Here is an 18,272-nt window from a genome sequence, read left to right as displayed (position 1 = left end):
AACATATCAATCACTATTTGATTACAAAACGGTGATTACAGTTCGCAGGTATTTGGTAAGAACCGGACTGCCGTTATCAATAGCCTGAAGCACAAAATGAATAGTTTCGCCAGGTTTGGCATTTTCAGGAACAGTGAAGGTAGTTTGGGCAACAGACGGATTATCCACTGCAAGTGCATCGCTTTCATAAGTTCCAACAGGAAAATACCACCATTTTATATCCAGTTGATCACCATCCGGATCGACAGCCGTTGCATTTAACTCAATCTCTTCTCCTGGCTTTGCACTGATACTTAAAGGACCTGTTAATTCCGGATAGTGGTTTGCGTCTTCGTAATTTGGAGTTACCGACCACTTCATTCGAGCTGCTTCTGAAAGATTCCGTTCAGGAAACATATTCGGAAATGTATGGTCTTCTTCTGTACCGCCCGTTCCGGCCAAACCAAACATTGCGAATATATCAAATACTTCACCTTTTTTGGCTGCTTCCACCACCCGGTTGTGCATCATAATAATGTCGGTACCCAAATAAGTGGGATGTCCCGAACGTGGAGCCCCGGACTTTGGATTCCATCTACCGTTCCAGCCCCCCCATCTTGGATCTTGCCATGCACGGAGTCCATTACCAATGAGGTTAAAAAAGCAACCACTGTCGCCATCGCCATACAATGTGCCTACAGGGTCAGGATTTCGCCACATAATGTATCCCATTTCTGCGAGCTCCAAAACCGATTCTCCTTTGTACGGGCCAATCACGTCCAAAACATCGCCAGGAACCATCTGTTTGCCGTCGCCCCAGCATCTAACCAACGTACCGATTGGTCCTAATCGCAGATTTTCAGCCGTCCATTCCGGCGAAGTAAGGTAGTCGTATGAGCTGTTGTCATAGCGTCCCATTTCTCCACGCGTATTTTCTACATAAGCATCAGGCCAGTTAACAGCAATGTAGTTATTATATGCATTGTCTTGGTCACCAGAAAGGCAAAGCGCAACCTTGTCACATACCTTCTTGTAAACGTCATCCCATTCAGGAGTGTTTTTGTAGTCATCTTCAATCGACCGCAGTGCAGCTGCAATGGTAGATGAACCTCCCCACGCCTGAATAAAAAGCGGACCTGGTTTGTCATCAAGGATATTTTTTTTGATAAGGTTAGAGCCATCTGTATCCTCAGAATAGTCACCCTCAAAACTACAGTTACCGTAAACGGTTACCGATTTTAAATACTCGGGAGAAGGATATTCCGGATCATGAACTTTCAGGTTGGTGTAACACGCTTCGTAAGCATCTAAGATATCGTTAATAAATCGTTCGTCAGGCGACCATCTCCAGGACGTTTGAGGCCCCAGTCCAAGTTGATCATATTCACTTCCCTCTATAAATTGAGTATTTCCTTTTCCATCTCCTTTCCAATGAAAACGGCTGCTGGTATATACTAAACCGTCAATCTGAAAATCGGTAGCATGAAGAAGAAAACGTATCATCGAATTGTTATCATCCAATTCCGGATCGCACGTAACTATGGTACGAGGTTTCGACTGTTCATTTGTTGTTTCCTTTTTTGTACAATTGGTAGCCAAAAACATTAAAAACAATGCCATTACGGAATTTACAACTACGCTATACCATTTATTTCCTGCGGCTTTTTGTGAAACAGTTAAATTTTTCATGAGAAAGGTTTATGTGTTAAATAAATTAGGCACAATTATGCGGCCTAATTTTTATATCGATAAGTATCTAATTGCTAAAATCCCGATGCAGAATAGCTGCTAATTCTTCAACAATATGTTTGTATTCCGGATCATTGGCGAGATTATTAAACTCTTTCGGATCATTCTCGTAATCATATAATTCTACTCCCAAACGGCCTTCATCCCATTCTGTGTAACGGTATTTTCTTACACGAATGGTGCGTCCAAAAATTGTAGGATTCTCAGAAGCAAGACGTGGGTTAAAACTGTATTTCGACTGACCTTCCTGGGCTCTTGGATTTACTGTTCTCGCTTGAATAGTGAAAGCCGGGTGATCCCATTCTGCATCAGGATTTTTTAAAAGTGGCACCAAACTGTGTCCAACCAAATCTTTTGGCGCTTCCAGTCCTGCAAGTTCTGCCAGTGTCGGATAAAGATCAACCAATTGAACGATAGCTTCAGTTCTGGTACCTGATGTTAATCCCGGCACAGAAATCAATAATGGCTGATTAGATCCCTTTTCGAATAATGATTGTTTTTGCCACTGCCCATGTTCTCCCAAATTATAACCATGGTCGCTCCAGAAAACAATTATTGTATTATCCAGCAATCCAAATTCTTCCAGTCCGTCGAGCAATTTGCCAACTTGTGCATCAACAAACGAAATAGAGGCATAATATGCCTGAATCGCCTTCTTTTGCTGCTCCTCTGTTGATCCGGCATTGGGTGGCCAAATCCAGGCTGCAGCATGTGGTTTATTCTCCCAATCGTTATCCTGATTTACTCGCAATTTTATATCCTCCAGTGGATACATGTCGAAATATTTTTTTGGCGCCATGTACGGAATATGCGGACGGTAAAAACCAAGTGCTAAAAAGAATGGCTCAGGACTTACACGACCGGCACCGTAACTACCATAAGCGCTTATCATCTGATTACCGGTACGCTGGCGCAAAATACTTACAGCCACGTTTGCAGAAATGGCATCGGTCACCTCATCATCGTTGCAGTCCATAGCAAGGTAGGTTCCTAACATTACAGCATCACCACCCTGAAGCTTATATTCATCGGTTTTATCTTTTCCGATCGGATTGTATGTGGTTGTCCATGAAGCCGGATCATCGTGGCCTGCATGACCAATATCTCCCGGTACTCCCTGATGAAAAATTTTGCCAATACGACATGTAAAATAACCGTTATTCTTGAATAACTGTGCTAAAGTAACGGCATCAGGCAACTTCTCCCGAAACCTTGGACCAAGGTCAAAAACACCGGTTTTATCAGGGTAGTAACCGGTCATTAGCGAAGCACGACTTGGACCACACAGTGGTGCCTGACAATAAGCATTTTGAAACACCATCCCCTCTTCTGCTAGACGGTCTAAATTGGGCGTATAAACATCCGGATTCCCAAATGTATTTAAATCATTGCTCATATCATCGGTAGCGATGAAAAGAACGTTCATTGGTTTTTCTTGTGCAATAACCAATAAGTTTACCCCAACAAATAGCAATAGGAACAGCTGGATTCGTTTCATAAATTTTATCTAAGATTTTTAACCTCTGTCATTACTCTATTTTAAACTTGCAATCACTCCATTCGGCTGAGGTGAAATCCATCCTTCCGGCAAGTCAAAATGATGACACTGGTTACAAGAGTATACAGATTGCCCGTGCATCGAGTGGCAGGTGTAACATTCCTGCTTTCCGTGCCTTGGATCGTGCTGGCTAAAAGCAAACGACATGTTATGATTGCTCGTTGTTGCTTTAATAATCTCTTCTTCCACATGGCATCCAGCAGTCATACAAAAACTACGTGTACCAATCTCTCTTTTTTCCAATGGGAATGTATAATTTCCGGTTAGCCAGTGCGCTCCTTCTGTGAGCTGCTGATCTATAGTTTGCTCATGACAATCAAGACATCGAAGCGATACGGTGTCGGCCATTGCATGACGTGTTATCATTAAGGTTGTATCTCCGCCGTAGTAATTATCTACGTATGCGTTCATTGGTGTGTGGCAGTTGGTGCAAAAGCCCGGCTGATCGTGCCAGTATACACCCCCGGTTACCAGCCCCGACAGCACCACAACAATAACAGCCGCAAGAATCAAAATTCTCGGCATCCTAAACTTTGATGTATTCCCGGCTGACTTGGTTTTATCGTTCATTTTATCTGTTTTAAAGTTTGTAAGAAGTAAAAATGCTTTAAGCAGAAGGTTGCAATTTGGCAACATGTCGTCCGGCGAGGTAGCCGAAAGTATAACAACGCCCCAGCGACAAACCATAAACGGTTAGCGGATAATCAACTCCGCCATAAAAACCGCCGCCAAGATTACCAATAGCGTACAAGCCTTTTATTTTCTCTCCTTCCACGTTTAAACACTGATGGTTTTCGTCAACCAGGAGACCTGAGCAAACTGCCGACAGTCGTAATGTTCGGTGAATGCCATAAAACGGAGGTGTATCAATTGGTTTTAAATGCTCAGCCGATTTACCAAAGTCAGGATCCTGGCCTTCTGCAGCATGTTCATTGTATCTCTTTATTGTGGCTGCCAAGGTAGCCGGATCGGCTTCAATTTTTTCGGCAAGTTCCTCAATCGTATCAGCTTTATGTGTATTGATAAATGCTTCGTACACACCATGACGGTCAGGAACATTTTCATTGGGCATATAATTTTTTAATCCTTCAGGAGGGACTAAAATTCCAGGCCAGGTCTTAGCCTGCTTCATGTAGTTTGAATCAAATATCTGCGAATATTGCCCCGCCTTTTCCGATCCTCGCAGATAATTGTTTAATAACGACATTTCCACACTTTCGTTTACAAATCTTTTCCCTGAATGATCAACAGCTAAAAATGGCATATCGCACATGGTAGCCGGCCCGGCATCAAAATCGTGCAACATTTTAGTATGCCCGATTGGCTCAATAACGCCACCGGCCCAGTATCCTAACACAAATCCGTCGCCGGTTTTACGTGATTGTTTTCTTCCAAAATTCTTTGCATCCGGAATAAAATAATCGCACATGGCTTTATTGTTCTGGTAATCACCGGTAGCCAGAATAACTCCTTTTTTTGCTACAAATTTGGTATAAGTGCCATCCTGTTTCTTTCCGATAACTCCGGTAATATCGCCAGAATCGTTTTGAACCAGTTGAACGGCCGGAGTGCTGTAATAAAACTTCACTCCTTCTTTTTCAGCATAAGCAGCCAATGCACGCATTCCATCACCATTGGTATAAGGTTTTGATCCGAAATAGGCTGTATGAAATCCCAATTTATAGCCATTCATTTTTAGGATATTTACCTGTTGTAAATTCCCCTGATTAATCACTTTTGCTCCGGCTTTTTGCGCCCGATCGATAACCCATGAAACGGCCTCTCCTGAGTTATAAGCCCACTCTCTGAGTAACTTCGGATTACAACGATGAGCATTGTCTCCCATCAATCGCGACACCAATGCCTCTACACCTGCTTTATCGCTCGTACTGAGATCAATCCCCGCGCCGGAATTCCCTTGCGAAATAGCAATGTTTTCCTTTTGCAGAACGGCCACAGAAGCTCCATTTTCGAGTGCTGACAAGGCAGCAGGAACACCTGATGCACCTGCCCCAACAATAACCACATCAAATGACTCTGTTTTACTTATTTCACTCTCCGGTATTTCTTCCGGTTTTGGAAGAAAAGAAAGTTTTGCTGCGTCGTCGGTACTTTTTCCGTACGCCACTCCTTCTTCAAATGCCTCCAGGCTGGGACTGTCGGGTTTACAACCAGCAAAGCCAAACATGCCGGCAGCACATGAAGCAACAGCTGCACGCGACAAAAAGCTACGCCGGGAAATACCGTTTCTAAGGGTATCTTCTGTGTATTTATCCATCTTTTATTTTCAGCAGTTTAAATTTATGATTAGTTATACCGAACTAATGTAAATATTATTTTTGGTTTTATTTACGGTTTAAGCCGTACTTAGAAATGATCTATTTAAATAACCTCGGCGTATAATCGGCTAAATAATCTCTCCAATTCGCCCAGGTATGTCCTCCACCAGTCTCGTTATAGATATATTCAAAATCGTTATCATCCAGCTTTTTACGTAGATTCTGAACACCTTCATATACAAAGTCCTCTGTTCCGCAAGCAACATAAAACAATTCGTAATTCTTTTGCAAGGTCTTCAGGTTCTTATCGTATGCTGCTATCAACGGTTTCATAATTTCCTTCAGGTTGTTGTCATCAGGATGTAAACCCAAACTGAACAAACCCATGTATTTAAAAAGCGTAGGATTATTCATCGATGCAAGTTGTGTGTGCAAGCACCCCATCGACAGTCCTGCAATGGCACGGTTCGAACTGTTTGCGATTACCTTGAAATGACTCTCAACGTAAGGAATTACATCGTTAACGAGACTAACCGGGAATTGGTCGGTTGCAATGATCAAACCATTCTCCGTAGGTTCAGGTTGTATCTCTGTAATGGCTGCCTTTTGATTGGGATTGCCGTTTGTCATTACAACAATCATCGGTTTAGCTTTTCCTTCTGCGATGAGATTATCCAAAATATAATTAGCAAGTCCTAAAGAAGTCCATGCATCTTCGTCGCCACCACCACCATGAAGCAAGTACAGTACAGGATAATTTTCTTTGCTGTCTTCATATCCCGGAGGTGTATAAACATACATCCTTCGGGTTAAATCCAGTGATGGAGAGTTGTACCAAACCTTTTTTACCGAACCATGAGGAACGTCTCGTACCTGAAAAACTTCCGATGATTCTCCGGGAATGAACAGCGTGTTTGCGTATCTTGTTCCATCACGCATGGCCTGCGGATTTGCCGGATCAAGAATAGTTACGCCATCAAGGATAAAATTATAATGGTACATTGATGGTTCCAAAGGTTCTACAGTTACCAACCACACACCATCAGCATTTTTAGTCATTTCAGCTTTTTCGCCAAATCCCATCCAACTTCCACTTACGCTTACCGACTTCGCAACTTGAGAATAGAGACTAAAAGTAACGCTATTGTTATCTGCAATTGCAGGCGAAATTATTTGTGGTCCTCGTTGACGTTGTATTTCCTGTGCCATGGTAACATTAAGCATAAATAAACCGACAAGAAATAAAGCTATTCGTTTGATTGATTTAGTTTCCATAATTTATTGGTTTTATAGGTTATAAAGAAATTGTGTTTTCTCCCCCTTCTAATTCATGGCTTTTTCCTTCCCAAATGAATGAACCGGTGATTCCTTCAGGCAAGGTAATCGTTGCTTTTAATCCATTTCCTGAATTATCGTAATCAACAGCAATTGTTCCGTCAGGGTGTGGCATCTCGCCGCTAATGTTTTCTAATGCACCAATATTTGGCTCAATTTTTACTTTTTTGAAATACGGAGCAGCACTCTCGATTCCGAGAATAATTCGGTATGCTTCAATGTTCGGGCTTGCTCCCCATGCATGACAATCTGATCGGGTTGTTTCAACGTCTGAGGTTTCGCCCCAAGTGGTTAAACCAAGATCGATATTTTTACGCCAGATATCCAGCCAATCAAGGAAATCGTCGCCCATACCGGCTTTGGCCAATGCCAGGTGCAAATAATACTTAAAGTAGATAGTAGCTTGTGTAAGCGACTCATCTTCCAACATGTGCTGAGCTATTTTAGTATTTTGCTCCGGAGTAGTAAGTCCGGCTAAAATTGCCATTGAATTGGTATGTTGCGAGAAATCTTTTTTATCGGGTGTGTCGGCAAACAAATTGCGTGATTCATCCCAATATTTACTTTTAATGGTTTCCGACATTTTTTTCGTCAGACTTGCGTACATAGCAGCGTACTCTTCACTGCCTTCTTTCTGCTCCAGTTCCATACCAGCCTGCAAAGCCAATAACAATTGCAGATCGAGCAAAGCAGTACTTCCATCTTCAGCTGCAGGTGCTGTTCCCATACGCCAGTTACTTGCCCAGTCAGTAAAGTTCCATCCGGGTAGATTTTTCAACGACCCGTCATCGTCAACAAAACTGATGAAATAGTTCAGGATTTGTCTGGATCCCAATAAATGGTCTTTCAGAAAATCAGGATCACTACCATACATCAGATAATCATAAAGCATACAAACATACCACATCGAATAAGTGGCAATTACCTGGTTTTGTGTGTCAGGATAACGGCTCAGCGTATAACCATCTACCTGCCGGGAGTTATCCATTAAGTTCAAGGCATTTTTTGCCAGACGATCGTCACCACTGTTAAAATATGATACAAACAATTGAATTCGTGCATCGCCAATATATTGCAGACGCTCGTAATAAGGACAATCCATATATGTTTCAACTGCACATGAACGAGCCGTACGCCAGCCAATTTCCAGAATTTTATCCAACTCGGCATCATTGGCGTTTATTTTGGCGTTCATTTCAAAAGGATAACCGGTAAATGTTCCGTAGAAATCTTCGATGGTAAGCGGACTATCTTTTGTCTCAACTTTTATTTCAAGATAACGGTAAGTTCTCCAATTCAAGGTAGTGAAAGTCTGGTTTTTCGATCCATCAGAAATAATGGTATCCATACGTCCGGAAATCGTTTTTCCTTCAATCTCATTACGATTGTTTTTCGCACCTTCAGCATCATACAAACCTTCAGAATACGTAATTACGATTGTATTGTTATCGCCGCCACTAAAAACAAGAGTTGGATAAGCGTTGGTGTACACTTCCTGATCGAGTAAGATTTTTGCAGTAGTATTTGCAGGCACTTCAAAGGCCTCTTTTTCAGCAGGGAAGTTTGCAGGAACAGAAACACCTTCTGCTTTTCGGGTTGATACCAAACGTTGGTAAGTCATTTCCATTTGAGGAAGAATTGAAGGAATCAATGTCCATCCACCGCGTGTATTAAAGCCCATTCCTCTTGTTGAACGTTCGAAAACTGCTTTGGCCGATTTCCAGCTGCTGTCGTCAAAATCAAGTACTTTCCATCCTTTAACGGCGTAATTCATGTCGATTTTCTCTCCGGCACCAGCGGCATAGTAACCGTGAACCTGCTGACGAATCGGGGTGTAGCTTTTATCCTCAATACATTTCCACGAATCATTGGTGTTCAGCACCTTTGTAGCATCATCGGTTCCCTGGAATAAAAATCCGGTTTTCCACGAGAATTGCGAAACAGGTTTCATATCACCTTCGTTCCAAACCTCTGCTGCAATAATATTATCGCCTTGTTTCAGGTACGGTGCAATATCTATGGTTTCGTAATTCCAGTGTTTTAAATCGCCCAATGCAGGCCCCATTGAAACCAGATTTTCGTTAATGTAAAGTTTGTAACGGTTATCAGCGCTGACCCGCATCTCAAATTTATTGGGAGCTGTTTCAAAATTTATCGTTTTACGAAACAGGTATAGACCTGCGTCTGTTGCTCCGGCTTCGGGAACGCAAATCCAACTTGCATCCCACTCGTTATTTCGTGGTGGGCCAAACATTTGTGCTGTACTTGTAAATGCAGAAAGTATCAGTAAAAGTGTTATTAGTTTGTTCATTTTATTCTTGTTTTTGATTATATGCTATTGAGTGATTGTTTGATTATTTTAAAGCTTGAGCGCTGTAATTTACACGAACACCATCGCGATTAATTAAAAGATTAAGCCCCAAAAATCCCTGTGGATTCTCATCTCCTTTTAATTCTCCGGATAACGCTTCATCACTTATTTTTTCAAGATCGTCAACCCGCTTTTTGGTTTCTTTATTTCCTCCGAAAAAGTGACCGGGATAAAGTTCAGCGATACCGTTATCAGCCATTACTTTACTCATTTTCTCACAGGTACTTTGCAGAGTAGAGAAATTGGTAGTCAGTAATAAATTACCCGACCCAAACGAGTCGCCGCTGAAACCGTATTTGGCAGCTTTATCGATAAAAGTTGTCGATCCGGGTGTATGACCGGGAGTAAAAACCACCTCAATTTTTCTTCCGCCAAGATCAAACACCTCACCGTCTTTCAGGAATTTTACTTCACCTTTGTAATTAGGCATAAACTGTGGAATTCCAACTGTATCGGCCTCATTGATATAGATCTCGGAAAACACGTCGATCGATGGACCGGTATGATCTGGATGTACGTGCGTAGCCACCACTGTATATGGTTTTGAAGTGATCGACGCAACTATTTTATCCAGGCCTTTAATGTTTGTTCCGGCATCAATCAGCAACGATTTCTCGTTTCCTTCAACCAAATACAAACTCTCGTTCGACATGGCTTTACCGGTTCCCACCCAGGTATGTTCATCTATTTTATGAAAGACGACATCATCGTTTGCGAAGACTTCTTCTCCCTCAATTTGAAAGGATGGTTGTGCCAGCAAAGTGATCTGGGTAATTAAAATCACAATGATTAGAACTACTAATTTTTTCATAAGTATATGTTTTATTGGTTTTTGAAATTAAGTTTTTGACTATTTATACTAAAAGAAGTTTATTCTCAAACGGAATTTACTTTACCCATTTTTAACATTCATCAGATATTAAAAGGCTATTGTTTCAAATGTTCATCCAAGAAGTCAATGATGATATTAATTACCTGCGGATCAGAAAACTCTGCACTAGCATGTCCTGCCCCGTCGAGTACATAGCGTGTTGATGAAACACCTTTATCGCGTAAAGCATTGTGCAATAACAATGTTTGGCTTGGAGAAACGGCCATATCGTTTGTTCCATGGAATAGCAGAAATGGCGGATCGTTCTTGTCCACATAAGTTATCGGGTTTGCTTTGGCTACAACTTCCGGCTTGTCAAGGCTTGTTAGCCCACTGTTTTTGCCGTGAATAAATTGCCCGTCGGGAGATATGACTGTAAAATGTGCCTTTTCTGCTTCTTCATCAAAGTCGGCTCCAATTTTTGTAAGATCTGATAAACCGTAAGCATCAACTGCTGCTTTTACATCGCTACTTTGATCAAGATAAGCGCCTTCTTCAAACTGTTTTTCGCCGTTTGTTGTGGCCACCATCGCTGTTAAATAGCCACCTGCCGATTCACCCCAAATACCAATGTTTTCAGGATCGATTCCGTATTCTTTGGCATTGGCGCGCATAAAACGAATTGCGGCTTTTACATCTTTAACGGCGTCGCTATAAATTCCGGTGCTGATAACGTGGTACTGCACGCTTGCCACAACATAACCGGCTTTAGCAATTTCGTAACGATCGTAAAGATTTCGCTCTTTTGCAGCAAAAGAAAAGCCACCCCCAATAACATAAACCACACACGGACGAACCTTATTATCCTTGTAGGTAAGAATGTCCATTTTTAGCGACATCGGATCACCGTCGATACTTTTTGTCTCGTGAAATACAACATCTTTTAGCAGATTCATTTCGCTGTCGGCTGGAAGTTCCCTGAAGAAATGCCGTTCTTTTGATAAATCTGTTAAAAGGGTACTGGTACTGTTATCAGTTGGTTTTATGAATTTGGGCATCAATAAACCATTTGAACCTCCCTGAGCATAAGTGATTGCACTCATACACAATAAAAATAAACAGAGAATCGTAAATCTTTTCATTTGTTTTAATTTTAAATTGCTCAAAATATTATTCCAAACACCTAATGTCTCTCTAACTTTTTAAAGTTTTGATTCTTCCATCATTCCAATTGCGGTATTCACAATTGCCGGTTCAGCATATCCGGGTTTAAGGTTTGAACCAATTACCTGGAAAGTAAGATGAGTACTGGCCTGAGTAGAATAAATATATCCTGTACGCGTTCCATTGGTCAATGTAACCATCATTGTTTTAGATGCAGGAGACTCAGCTTTCAGGCGCATTCCGATCTCAGAATACACTTCCCCACTAACGGTTACCAGATTTATATCGCCAATTTGAACCAACCCCAAACCAATATGTACATCCGGTCCGTCTTTATAACCCGGATCGTAATTCTCGCGACCTTTAGTATCGATACGAACACGGCCAGGACAAACTACATCCTCTTTTTTACACCAGATCTTCGAACTCTTTTCATATTGCGTATGATAAAGCATAACCTGTACAGCGTTGTTGCCCAAAGTAGTGCCTAACATGTGTACATAGTCGCTTTTACGATCAACAACTTTTTTATGCGCCTCAAGTTGGTCGGCCGGAATTTCACCCGGTCCTTCAAATGAAGGTTGGCGGCCGGTCGTAGGCTCAACTGGTGGAGGTAACACGCCTTTAATCTGACCCTCCTGAAAAATAGAAGTGTATGCCATTTTGGGGTTTTGGTCGCCGGAAGCTCCCTGGCTAAACAAAGCCACAGTTTTCCCTTCGAACATGTCTTCTACATATTTCGTTGCGTCGCCCGGGAAATCGGCACTAACAACACCACTAATAAAGAAATTAACCGGGTGCATGGCGTAATTCATGTACACTGCAATTGGCACATCGCCTTCGCCAAGGAAAGTTATTACTGCCAGCGTTTTATCTGAAGGACCATCCCAATTTGCGGTTTGATGCCATTCTAAATTCTCATCAAAATTATCGCGGTTTACGTTCAGATCAACTTCCGTAGTTCCGTAACCTACGCGAGCAGGCGCCATATTAGCCTTCGCCTGATCGACAGAAGCAACAATGGCATCGGCAATTGTTTCCGCAGTAGGTGCTCCGTTAAAAAGACCTCCGGTGTTACCACTGTGTGTATGCGTTCCGGTAACTACATAGTTTTGCACCGGACATCCTGTTGATGCTGAAGATTTCGCCAGTACATCATCAATTTCATGAATACCGCCGGCATCGATAGCTACTAAAACAGCTGAATTTGTACCGTTATCGATATAAATAGCGCGAACATAAAGATTGTCGCGAATTATATCAGTCGAGCTCTTCAGGTCGCTTTGTTTTGGTGTGATATCTACTTTTGCTGCCCCTACTTTTAAACCGGTTTGGGCAAATGCCGGACAAGCCATAAACAGGATCAGGCCCCAAAGAATAAGTTTGATTGTATTTTTACGTTTCATCTGTATAAATTTTTAGTTGGTTGCTAAACTCATAATTTCAACAGGACCGACCAATCCGGCAGGTACCAATGGTGAATTAGCACGGTAGAATGGTCGTGTTGTCAATGTAATTTTTTCATCGTCGCCAACACCAGGTTGTGCATCTCCGATCAAACGGTTCACCCAGGTATTTACTGCTTTGATTTCGATTTCGTTAGAACCGGCAGTTATAAAATCAGTGATATCAACGCGGTAAGGAGGTTTCCATGTTGTTCCGGCCAATTGACCGTTCACCCAAACTTCGGCCAGATTGTTCACCAAACCAAGGTCGATAACGACATCTCCTTTATCGATTGTTTCCTGTGCAACGTCAACCGATTTTTTGTAGTTGGCAATTCCAGAGAAATATTTAATTCTGTCGTTATCACTTTCGCGGAAATCGATCAGCTTATCGAAAGTTGCAGATGCAGGTGCACCACGCTCAGCCTGGAATTCAACCTGCCAAGGACCTTCCAATTGAGTTATCACTCTTTCGGTTGGAACAGGAATGCTCACACTGCTTTGTTTTGTTTTTTCGCGGAATACCACGAAGATCGATCCAAAACTATCGAGCGGAATTGTAACATTTGTACGTTCGCCATCGAACTCATACGATACAGGACTGATTTTCCCTGTTGCAGGATCCCACAATTCAGCTTTGTATCCACTTATGCGGAAGCTGGCTTTGATGGTTTCTACGTTAGCAGTCTGGCTTGCTACGAAGTAAATTCCACCGTTATTCAATTTGCGGTGCAGGAACATTACGTCGCTGTCGGCAACCGGTGATTCGTAAGTAAAGTCAGGTTCCAAACCAATTTCGTTGAATGCTGCGCCTGAATCATCGGTATTGAAAACTTTACCCTTTCCAACGCTTGCAACGGCACCGCCCGGCCAAAGAATATCAAGTACTTCTTTAACTTCTGCAGGATCATCAGCCAGACTTGGAGAACCTTCAGGGCGAGTTCCAATTACAACAGCACCTTGCTCAACAAAGTCCTTCATTTTAGTTAAAACAGGAAGTGTCATTTTTGTAGCACCTCTACCTAAGAAAATCGCTTTGTAGTTCATTCCAGATTTAGTGGTCAACGCTCCGTCTTCAACAGAAAGCATATTCATTACCACATCGGCACTTACAAAATCGTAGCGGTAACCGTCAGGAAGAAGCTTAAAGTCGTTTCCGTAAATCGCGGTCATCGATGATTCTTCGCCGTAGAAAAGTGCAATATCGTTGGCTGCTTTACCGGCTTGCAACATGTATGATGAACGTGACAGATAGTCGATCCAAACTTTTGATTGCTCGGCCCATGTTTCGTTACGCGAGAACATTTGGCCAACGCCCAATGTAACACCAGGTCCTCTTGTGATTGGCTGGTGAGCTGAAGTGTGAATTACAAATCGGTTTGAACCCGAAAGTAAAATAGCATCAGCAGTTGATTTCAAATCCCATGGCGCTGTTCCGTAAGCCGGACCGCCGGTGAATGATTCGGTAGCTGCAATATTTTGTCCGTAAATGTGAGCAACCGAAGCCGATTCCTGGTTGTCGTTAAAATAGTTGCCTTCCATATAACCCGGTTCGTGGTGCATCCACATCGCACCCATCGGAATGTCGGCAGTTTGTTTCATTTCCATTCCTTCGCCCATGGTTGCAAAACCGGCTTCGTGCGCTTCTCCGTAACGTATCATGCCAATTTCGTGCAAATAACGGGTAAGGAAATCGTAGTGATGTTGTTTCAACATCAGTTGAATATTGCGACGCCAGTCGTACAAAAATTTATCTGTATTCTCCGGACTTTCCACAACGTAACCGGCCAAAGCAGGCACCCATGGAGTTGGATCGTAACCAATATTCTGTTGGAAACCTTCAAGAATTTTTGGAGTCCAGTTGGCAAAACCAGATTCCCAGCTGTCGAACATCAAGGCATGTAATCCTTTCTCGCCAACAAGGCCGTCTGCAGCTTCGCGATACATATCGATGTAGTAATCCATGTAACGTTTTATCGCTGCCGAATCGAGTTTATCCACTTCCAAACCTGTAGCTTCAGGAGCGGCAGGACGGTTTTGTGCACCGGTAAGCGAATAACCAACACGAAGTACCATCCACTGACCTGCAGGAGGTGTCCAATTTAAAGTTCCGTCTTCGTTCAATTGATCAGTTAAATCCAATACTTCAGCAGTTTTTATTGCTTCATCAGTTCCGGCAGTTCCGCTTGGTAAGTTGTAGTAGCCACTGCTTGAATGATCAGAGAAATAGGCTGCTTTTTGCTCAAACGAATGAACGGTTGGTGTTCCCAACAATGTTAATTCAGTAAAATTGATTGCTGCCGGAGCCGGTGGTGGTGGTCCAAACGACCAACGGAACCACGGAGCTGGTGGAGACGGCGGTTGTTTAATGCTTACAAAACGGAAGTAGCGGGCATTCACATTGTCAACAGAGTTAGTGTGAGCCACTCCTCCTCCACGAATGTCGGCACCTGTATCAGTCCAGTTCGATCCGTCGTTGCTCGATTCCAGTTTATAACCCACCGGACCACGAGCCTGAGCCGATAAAACCAGTCCTCTTACGGTAACCGGCTTTCCATAGTCAAACTGAATCCACGAAATTCCGCCTTCTTCTTTTGCTGCAGGAAGGGTAATTCCCGGATGATCGTAAAAACCATCGGAAAGAGCTACGGCATTTACCATACCTCCGCTTGCAATAATTTTAGGCGTTGGAAGAATTTCACCATCTGCAACCTGAAAAGCCAATACTTTCTGATCCTTATACAACTGTGGTTTTTCTGCACCCATATTTCCCTGGTGACCGGAACCACCTGTGCTGGTTTGATAAACTCCGGTTACTACCGGCGGATGATTTAAAATCCCAGTGTATGGTTTACCGCCTTCAACTTTAGTAACGGCATACACCATTTTTTTCATACCATCTTCGGGTTCAACCCACGGGCCACCGGTTTCACTCCAGCCTGGTGATGCGGCAGTTGCAAATTCAAGTCCCAACTGATCGGCATAAGCGGCTGATTTTGCAAAAGCAGACTTCCATCCATCCGACATGTATGGATAGTAATTTTCAACCACGGAATTTTCGGGTCCCTGCCCCATTCCGGCGTGGAAACATTGCAAACCGCCAATACCAACGCGTGTCATCCAGTCCATATCGGCTTTTGCGCCTTCCCAGGCAACGTTTCCTCCCATCCAGTGCCACCAAACACGTGGTTTGGCCGCATCGGGCACATTATTAAATCCTTGTTCAAGTGCTATTCCTTCCTGCTTATCCACCTGTGTGCAGGAGGTAAACAGCATGGAAAAAACTAAAACAAGTGGTAATACTTTTATATTCATTTTTGATTGTATTATTGGTGTTCTCTTAAAATTCCTTTCTCAAAATCAATACCCCGGCAGGCATTGCCTGCCGGAATATTTCTAACTAAAGTCTAAACTATAACTTATGAGTAACTTTCAATTCCATCAGAGTCTTTCTTAACCATATTGAAATCAAAACGTTATGTACCTATCTGCATAATTTCTGAATTCAGTATGCTCTTCGAATATCCAATGCGGTTTAGTTTCATTTTTATTTAGTTCTTTATGGTCTATTTGTTGTTGCTAACACTTAAAGTGTTTGACCTTATTTTTGCGCAAAAGGTTAATTATAATCTATTCTTTTCCCATGCTACACAACAGCTACAACGTATTCTGTTTCAAATACTAAGACTTTATTATCCAGTATTTTCAGCTATCATAATATCAGTTGAGTGTTAACACATTCAATGAGCTTCGAAATTCATCGGTTTTTAAATGCTTTAAGCGGCAAAAAGAACGATGAATTATCAGGTTCAATTCTTCTCTTTTCAGTTGTCGTTATACGAACGAAACGGTAGTCTTTCAACCAACCTGTCCTGAATCAGGGCACTTGAATTTTATGTTTTCTTGGCTTTGGAAAATTAGCGGTAACCACCTTCATAAAGTGGTTACCGCATTATATCAGTTTTCGAATTATTCTTACCAGTTTGGATTTTGAACAATATTCGGATTCAACAACATTTCGTTGTAAGGGAACGGGTTAAGCTCATCGCGGCCTACCACGAAATCGCTCCACTCAGGAACAGCTGTTGGTGTTACCTTGTAATCGGTAGATGCACCATCATAACCTTCAAAAGTGTATGTATAAGCTGCCAAACCGGCTGTTTCTGTAGCTGCGTCACCCCATCTTTTCAAATCTAAGTAACGAACACCTTCACTAACCAATTCAGCACGTCTTTCGTCTTTTACGTCATCAAGGTCGTATGATCCAAGTACTGCAATTCCTGCTCTTTCGCGAACCTCGTTGATTGCAGCCAAACCTTCTGCAGTGTTTGTTCCTGCACCTAAACAAGCTTCAGCATAAATAAGGAGAACTTCGGAGTAACGCATTCCCGGCCAGTTTGCTTTTGAGTGAATCTCATCAGCCCAGTTCCAGTCGTAAACATCACTTACCCAACCTTCAATTTCAGGATGTGGTCCCCATGGAACCATTTTGATACGGAAATATCCCTGGCAGTTCTGCATAATTGGTGCAGCACCCCAGAATTCGTCGATAGCTGCTGTACGATCTGCTGCAAGACCTAACTCTACAAAACGATCCAGGATATCTTCATAATCCCAAATTGTACCCAGGTAACGATTGTTTTTACCATCGTGGTCAATCATAAAATCGTAGAAATCTTTACCGTAGTCGGCGCCACCAAATCCTGAAACGCCAAGACCACCAGGAACAGTAACGTTTTCAGCTCTCCAAGTCAGGTTAATTGCCCTGGTATCTCCCTGGTTCTCGAAGTTGGCTTGGTCAGCGTCGTCCATGTTCCATTCCCACATGTATTCATCGCTGAAGTCTGAAGCAACATGCCATAAATCAAGGTAGTCAGTTTCCAAAGCATACAATCCTGAACTGATGAGTGGTTTTAAGGTTGAAACTGCAGCTGCATAATCTTTTTTATACAGCAGGGCTTTTCCCAGCAAGGCAGTAGCAGAACCTTTTGTTACACGTCCACCGATTGCTTCTTGCTGACCTAATCCTGGTTTTGCAGGAAGCATAGAAATTGCTTCTGCCAAACTGCTCTCTACATATGCCCAAAGCTCAGCAGAACTTCCATTTGTTGGCTCCAATTCATCTGTTGCCAATACATGATCAACAAGCGGAGGAGTTCCCCACCCCATGATCAAATCGACATAGGCATTAGCGCGCCAAAAATAGGCTTCTCCAATTACCTGCTTTTTGATATCAGAATCCGGAGTCAGATTCTCGATGATCAGGTTACACAGGTAATTTACCCGGTATAACGATGTGAATGTACCGTTTGAACCGGCATTCTGTGAGTTGACATTTGTATTGGCAGTTCTTGTAACCCCGTCATCACCATCGGTAACACTGTTACCCGACATGTCATACATCGTTGTATATACGGCTGCTATTAATTGATTTGCATCAGCATCGGTTGCGTTAGCATAATAAGTGTCCGGATTGAGCGCACCATGTTGCTCCACTTCCAACAGTCCTTCATCGCAGGAATTCAGTAAAAACATCCCGCAATACAAAACGAATATTGATGATATTATCTTTTTCATAGTT

General features: G+C 42.5%; 11 protein-coding genes. All 11 read right to left on the bottom strand.

Features of this window, described 5'->3' with window-relative positions:
* Positions 1 to 21: 21 nt before the first annotated feature.
* A complete protein-coding gene (locus SLH46_RS09485; RefSeq protein WP_320280940.1) occupies positions 22 to 1,668 on the bottom strand; it encodes a DUF1593 domain-containing protein in 1,647 nt (548 codons plus the stop codon).
* 67 nt (positions 1,669 to 1,735) lie between these two features.
* On the bottom strand, positions 1,736 to 3,226 hold the full coding sequence (locus SLH46_RS09480; RefSeq protein WP_320280939.1) for a sulfatase: 1,491 nt from the start codon (positions 3,224 to 3,226) through the stop codon (positions 1,736 to 1,738).
* 36 nt (positions 3,227 to 3,262) lie between these two features.
* Positions 3,263 to 3,856: a hypothetical protein gene (locus SLH46_RS09475; protein WP_320280938.1), complete on the bottom strand. Its 594-nt coding sequence runs from the start codon at positions 3,854 to 3,856 to the stop codon at positions 3,263 to 3,265.
* Between the two features lie 37 nt (positions 3,857 to 3,893).
* Positions 3,894 to 5,564, bottom strand: a complete 1,671-nt coding sequence (locus tag SLH46_RS09470) for an FAD-dependent oxidoreductase (RefSeq protein ID WP_320280937.1) — start codon at positions 5,562 to 5,564, stop codon at positions 3,894 to 3,896.
* Positions 5,565 to 5,664: 100 nt separating this feature from the next.
* Positions 5,665 to 6,840: an esterase gene (locus SLH46_RS09465; protein ID WP_320280936.1), complete on the bottom strand. Its 1,176-nt coding sequence runs from the start codon at positions 6,838 to 6,840 to the stop codon at positions 5,665 to 5,667.
* Positions 6,841 to 6,859: 19 nt separating this feature from the next.
* Positions 6,860 to 9,211 carry an alpha-L-rhamnosidase-related protein gene (locus SLH46_RS09460; RefSeq protein ID WP_320280935.1) on the bottom strand — a complete coding sequence of 784 codons (2,352 nt, stop codon included), beginning with the start codon at positions 9,209 to 9,211 and terminating at the stop codon, positions 6,860 to 6,862.
* Positions 9,212 to 9,254: 43 nt separating this feature from the next.
* Positions 9,255 to 10,082 (bottom strand): MBL fold metallo-hydrolase, encoded by an 828-nt coding sequence (locus SLH46_RS09455; protein WP_320280934.1) that lies wholly within the window; start codon positions 10,080 to 10,082, stop codon positions 9,255 to 9,257.
* A 116-nt stretch (positions 10,083 to 10,198) separates the two neighbouring features.
* Complete coding sequence (locus SLH46_RS09450) at positions 10,199 to 11,224, bottom strand: alpha/beta hydrolase (RefSeq protein WP_320280933.1); 1,026 nt, start codon at positions 11,222 to 11,224, stop codon at positions 10,199 to 10,201.
* Positions 11,225 to 11,284: 60 nt separating this feature from the next.
* Complete coding sequence (locus tag SLH46_RS09445) at positions 11,285 to 12,652, bottom strand: neutral/alkaline non-lysosomal ceramidase N-terminal domain-containing protein (RefSeq protein WP_320280932.1); 1,368 nt, start codon at positions 12,650 to 12,652, stop codon at positions 11,285 to 11,287.
* 12 nt (positions 12,653 to 12,664) lie between these two features.
* A complete protein-coding gene (locus tag SLH46_RS09440) occupies positions 12,665 to 16,006 on the bottom strand; it encodes a glycosyl hydrolase (protein ID WP_320280931.1) in 3,342 nt (1,113 codons plus the stop codon).
* A 660-nt stretch (positions 16,007 to 16,666) separates the two neighbouring features.
* Complete coding sequence (locus SLH46_RS09435; protein WP_320280930.1) at positions 16,667 to 18,268, bottom strand: RagB/SusD family nutrient uptake outer membrane protein; 1,602 nt, start codon at positions 18,266 to 18,268, stop codon at positions 16,667 to 16,669.
* Between the last annotated feature and the right edge of the window lie 4 nt (positions 18,269 to 18,272).

The organism is Draconibacterium sp. IB214405, from assembly GCF_033963885.1.
GTDB lineage: Bacteria > Bacteroidota > Bacteroidia > Bacteroidales > Prolixibacteraceae > Draconibacterium.
This window is presented reverse-complemented; position numbering and strand designations above follow the sequence as displayed.

Coding starts and splice junctions, on each gene's coding strand:
- SLH46_RS09485 (WP_320280940.1), bottom strand. CDS start 1,668: ATGAAAAATTTAACTGTTTCACAAAAAGCCGCAGGAAATAAATGGTAT.
- SLH46_RS09440 (WP_320280931.1), bottom strand. CDS start 16,006: ATGAATATAAAAGTATTACCACTTGTTTTAGTTTTTTCCATGCTGTTT.
- SLH46_RS09460 (WP_320280935.1), bottom strand. CDS start 9,211: ATGAACAAACTAATAACACTTTTACTGATACTTTCTGCATTTACAAGT.
- SLH46_RS09480 (WP_320280939.1), bottom strand. CDS start 3,226: ATGAAACGAATCCAGCTGTTCCTATTGCTATTTGTTGGGGTAAACTTA.
- SLH46_RS09445 (WP_320280932.1), bottom strand. CDS start 12,652: ATGAAACGTAAAAATACAATCAAACTTATTCTTTGGGGCCTGATCCTG.
- SLH46_RS09475 (WP_320280938.1), bottom strand. CDS start 3,856: ATGAACGATAAAACCAAGTCAGCCGGGAATACATCAAAGTTTAGGATG.
- SLH46_RS09455 (WP_320280934.1), bottom strand. CDS start 10,082: ATGAAAAAATTAGTAGTTCTAATCATTGTGATTTTAATTACCCAGATC.
- SLH46_RS09465 (WP_320280936.1), bottom strand. CDS start 6,840: ATGGAAACTAAATCAATCAAACGAATAGCTTTATTTCTTGTCGGTTTA.
- SLH46_RS09450 (WP_320280933.1), bottom strand. CDS start 11,224: ATGAAAAGATTTACGATTCTCTGTTTATTTTTATTGTGTATGAGTGCA.
- SLH46_RS09435 (WP_320280930.1), bottom strand. CDS start 18,268: ATGAAAAAGATAATATCATCAATATTCGTTTTGTATTGCGGGATGTTT.
- SLH46_RS09470 (WP_320280937.1), bottom strand. CDS start 5,564: ATGGATAAATACACAGAAGATACCCTTAGAAACGGTATTTCCCGGCGT.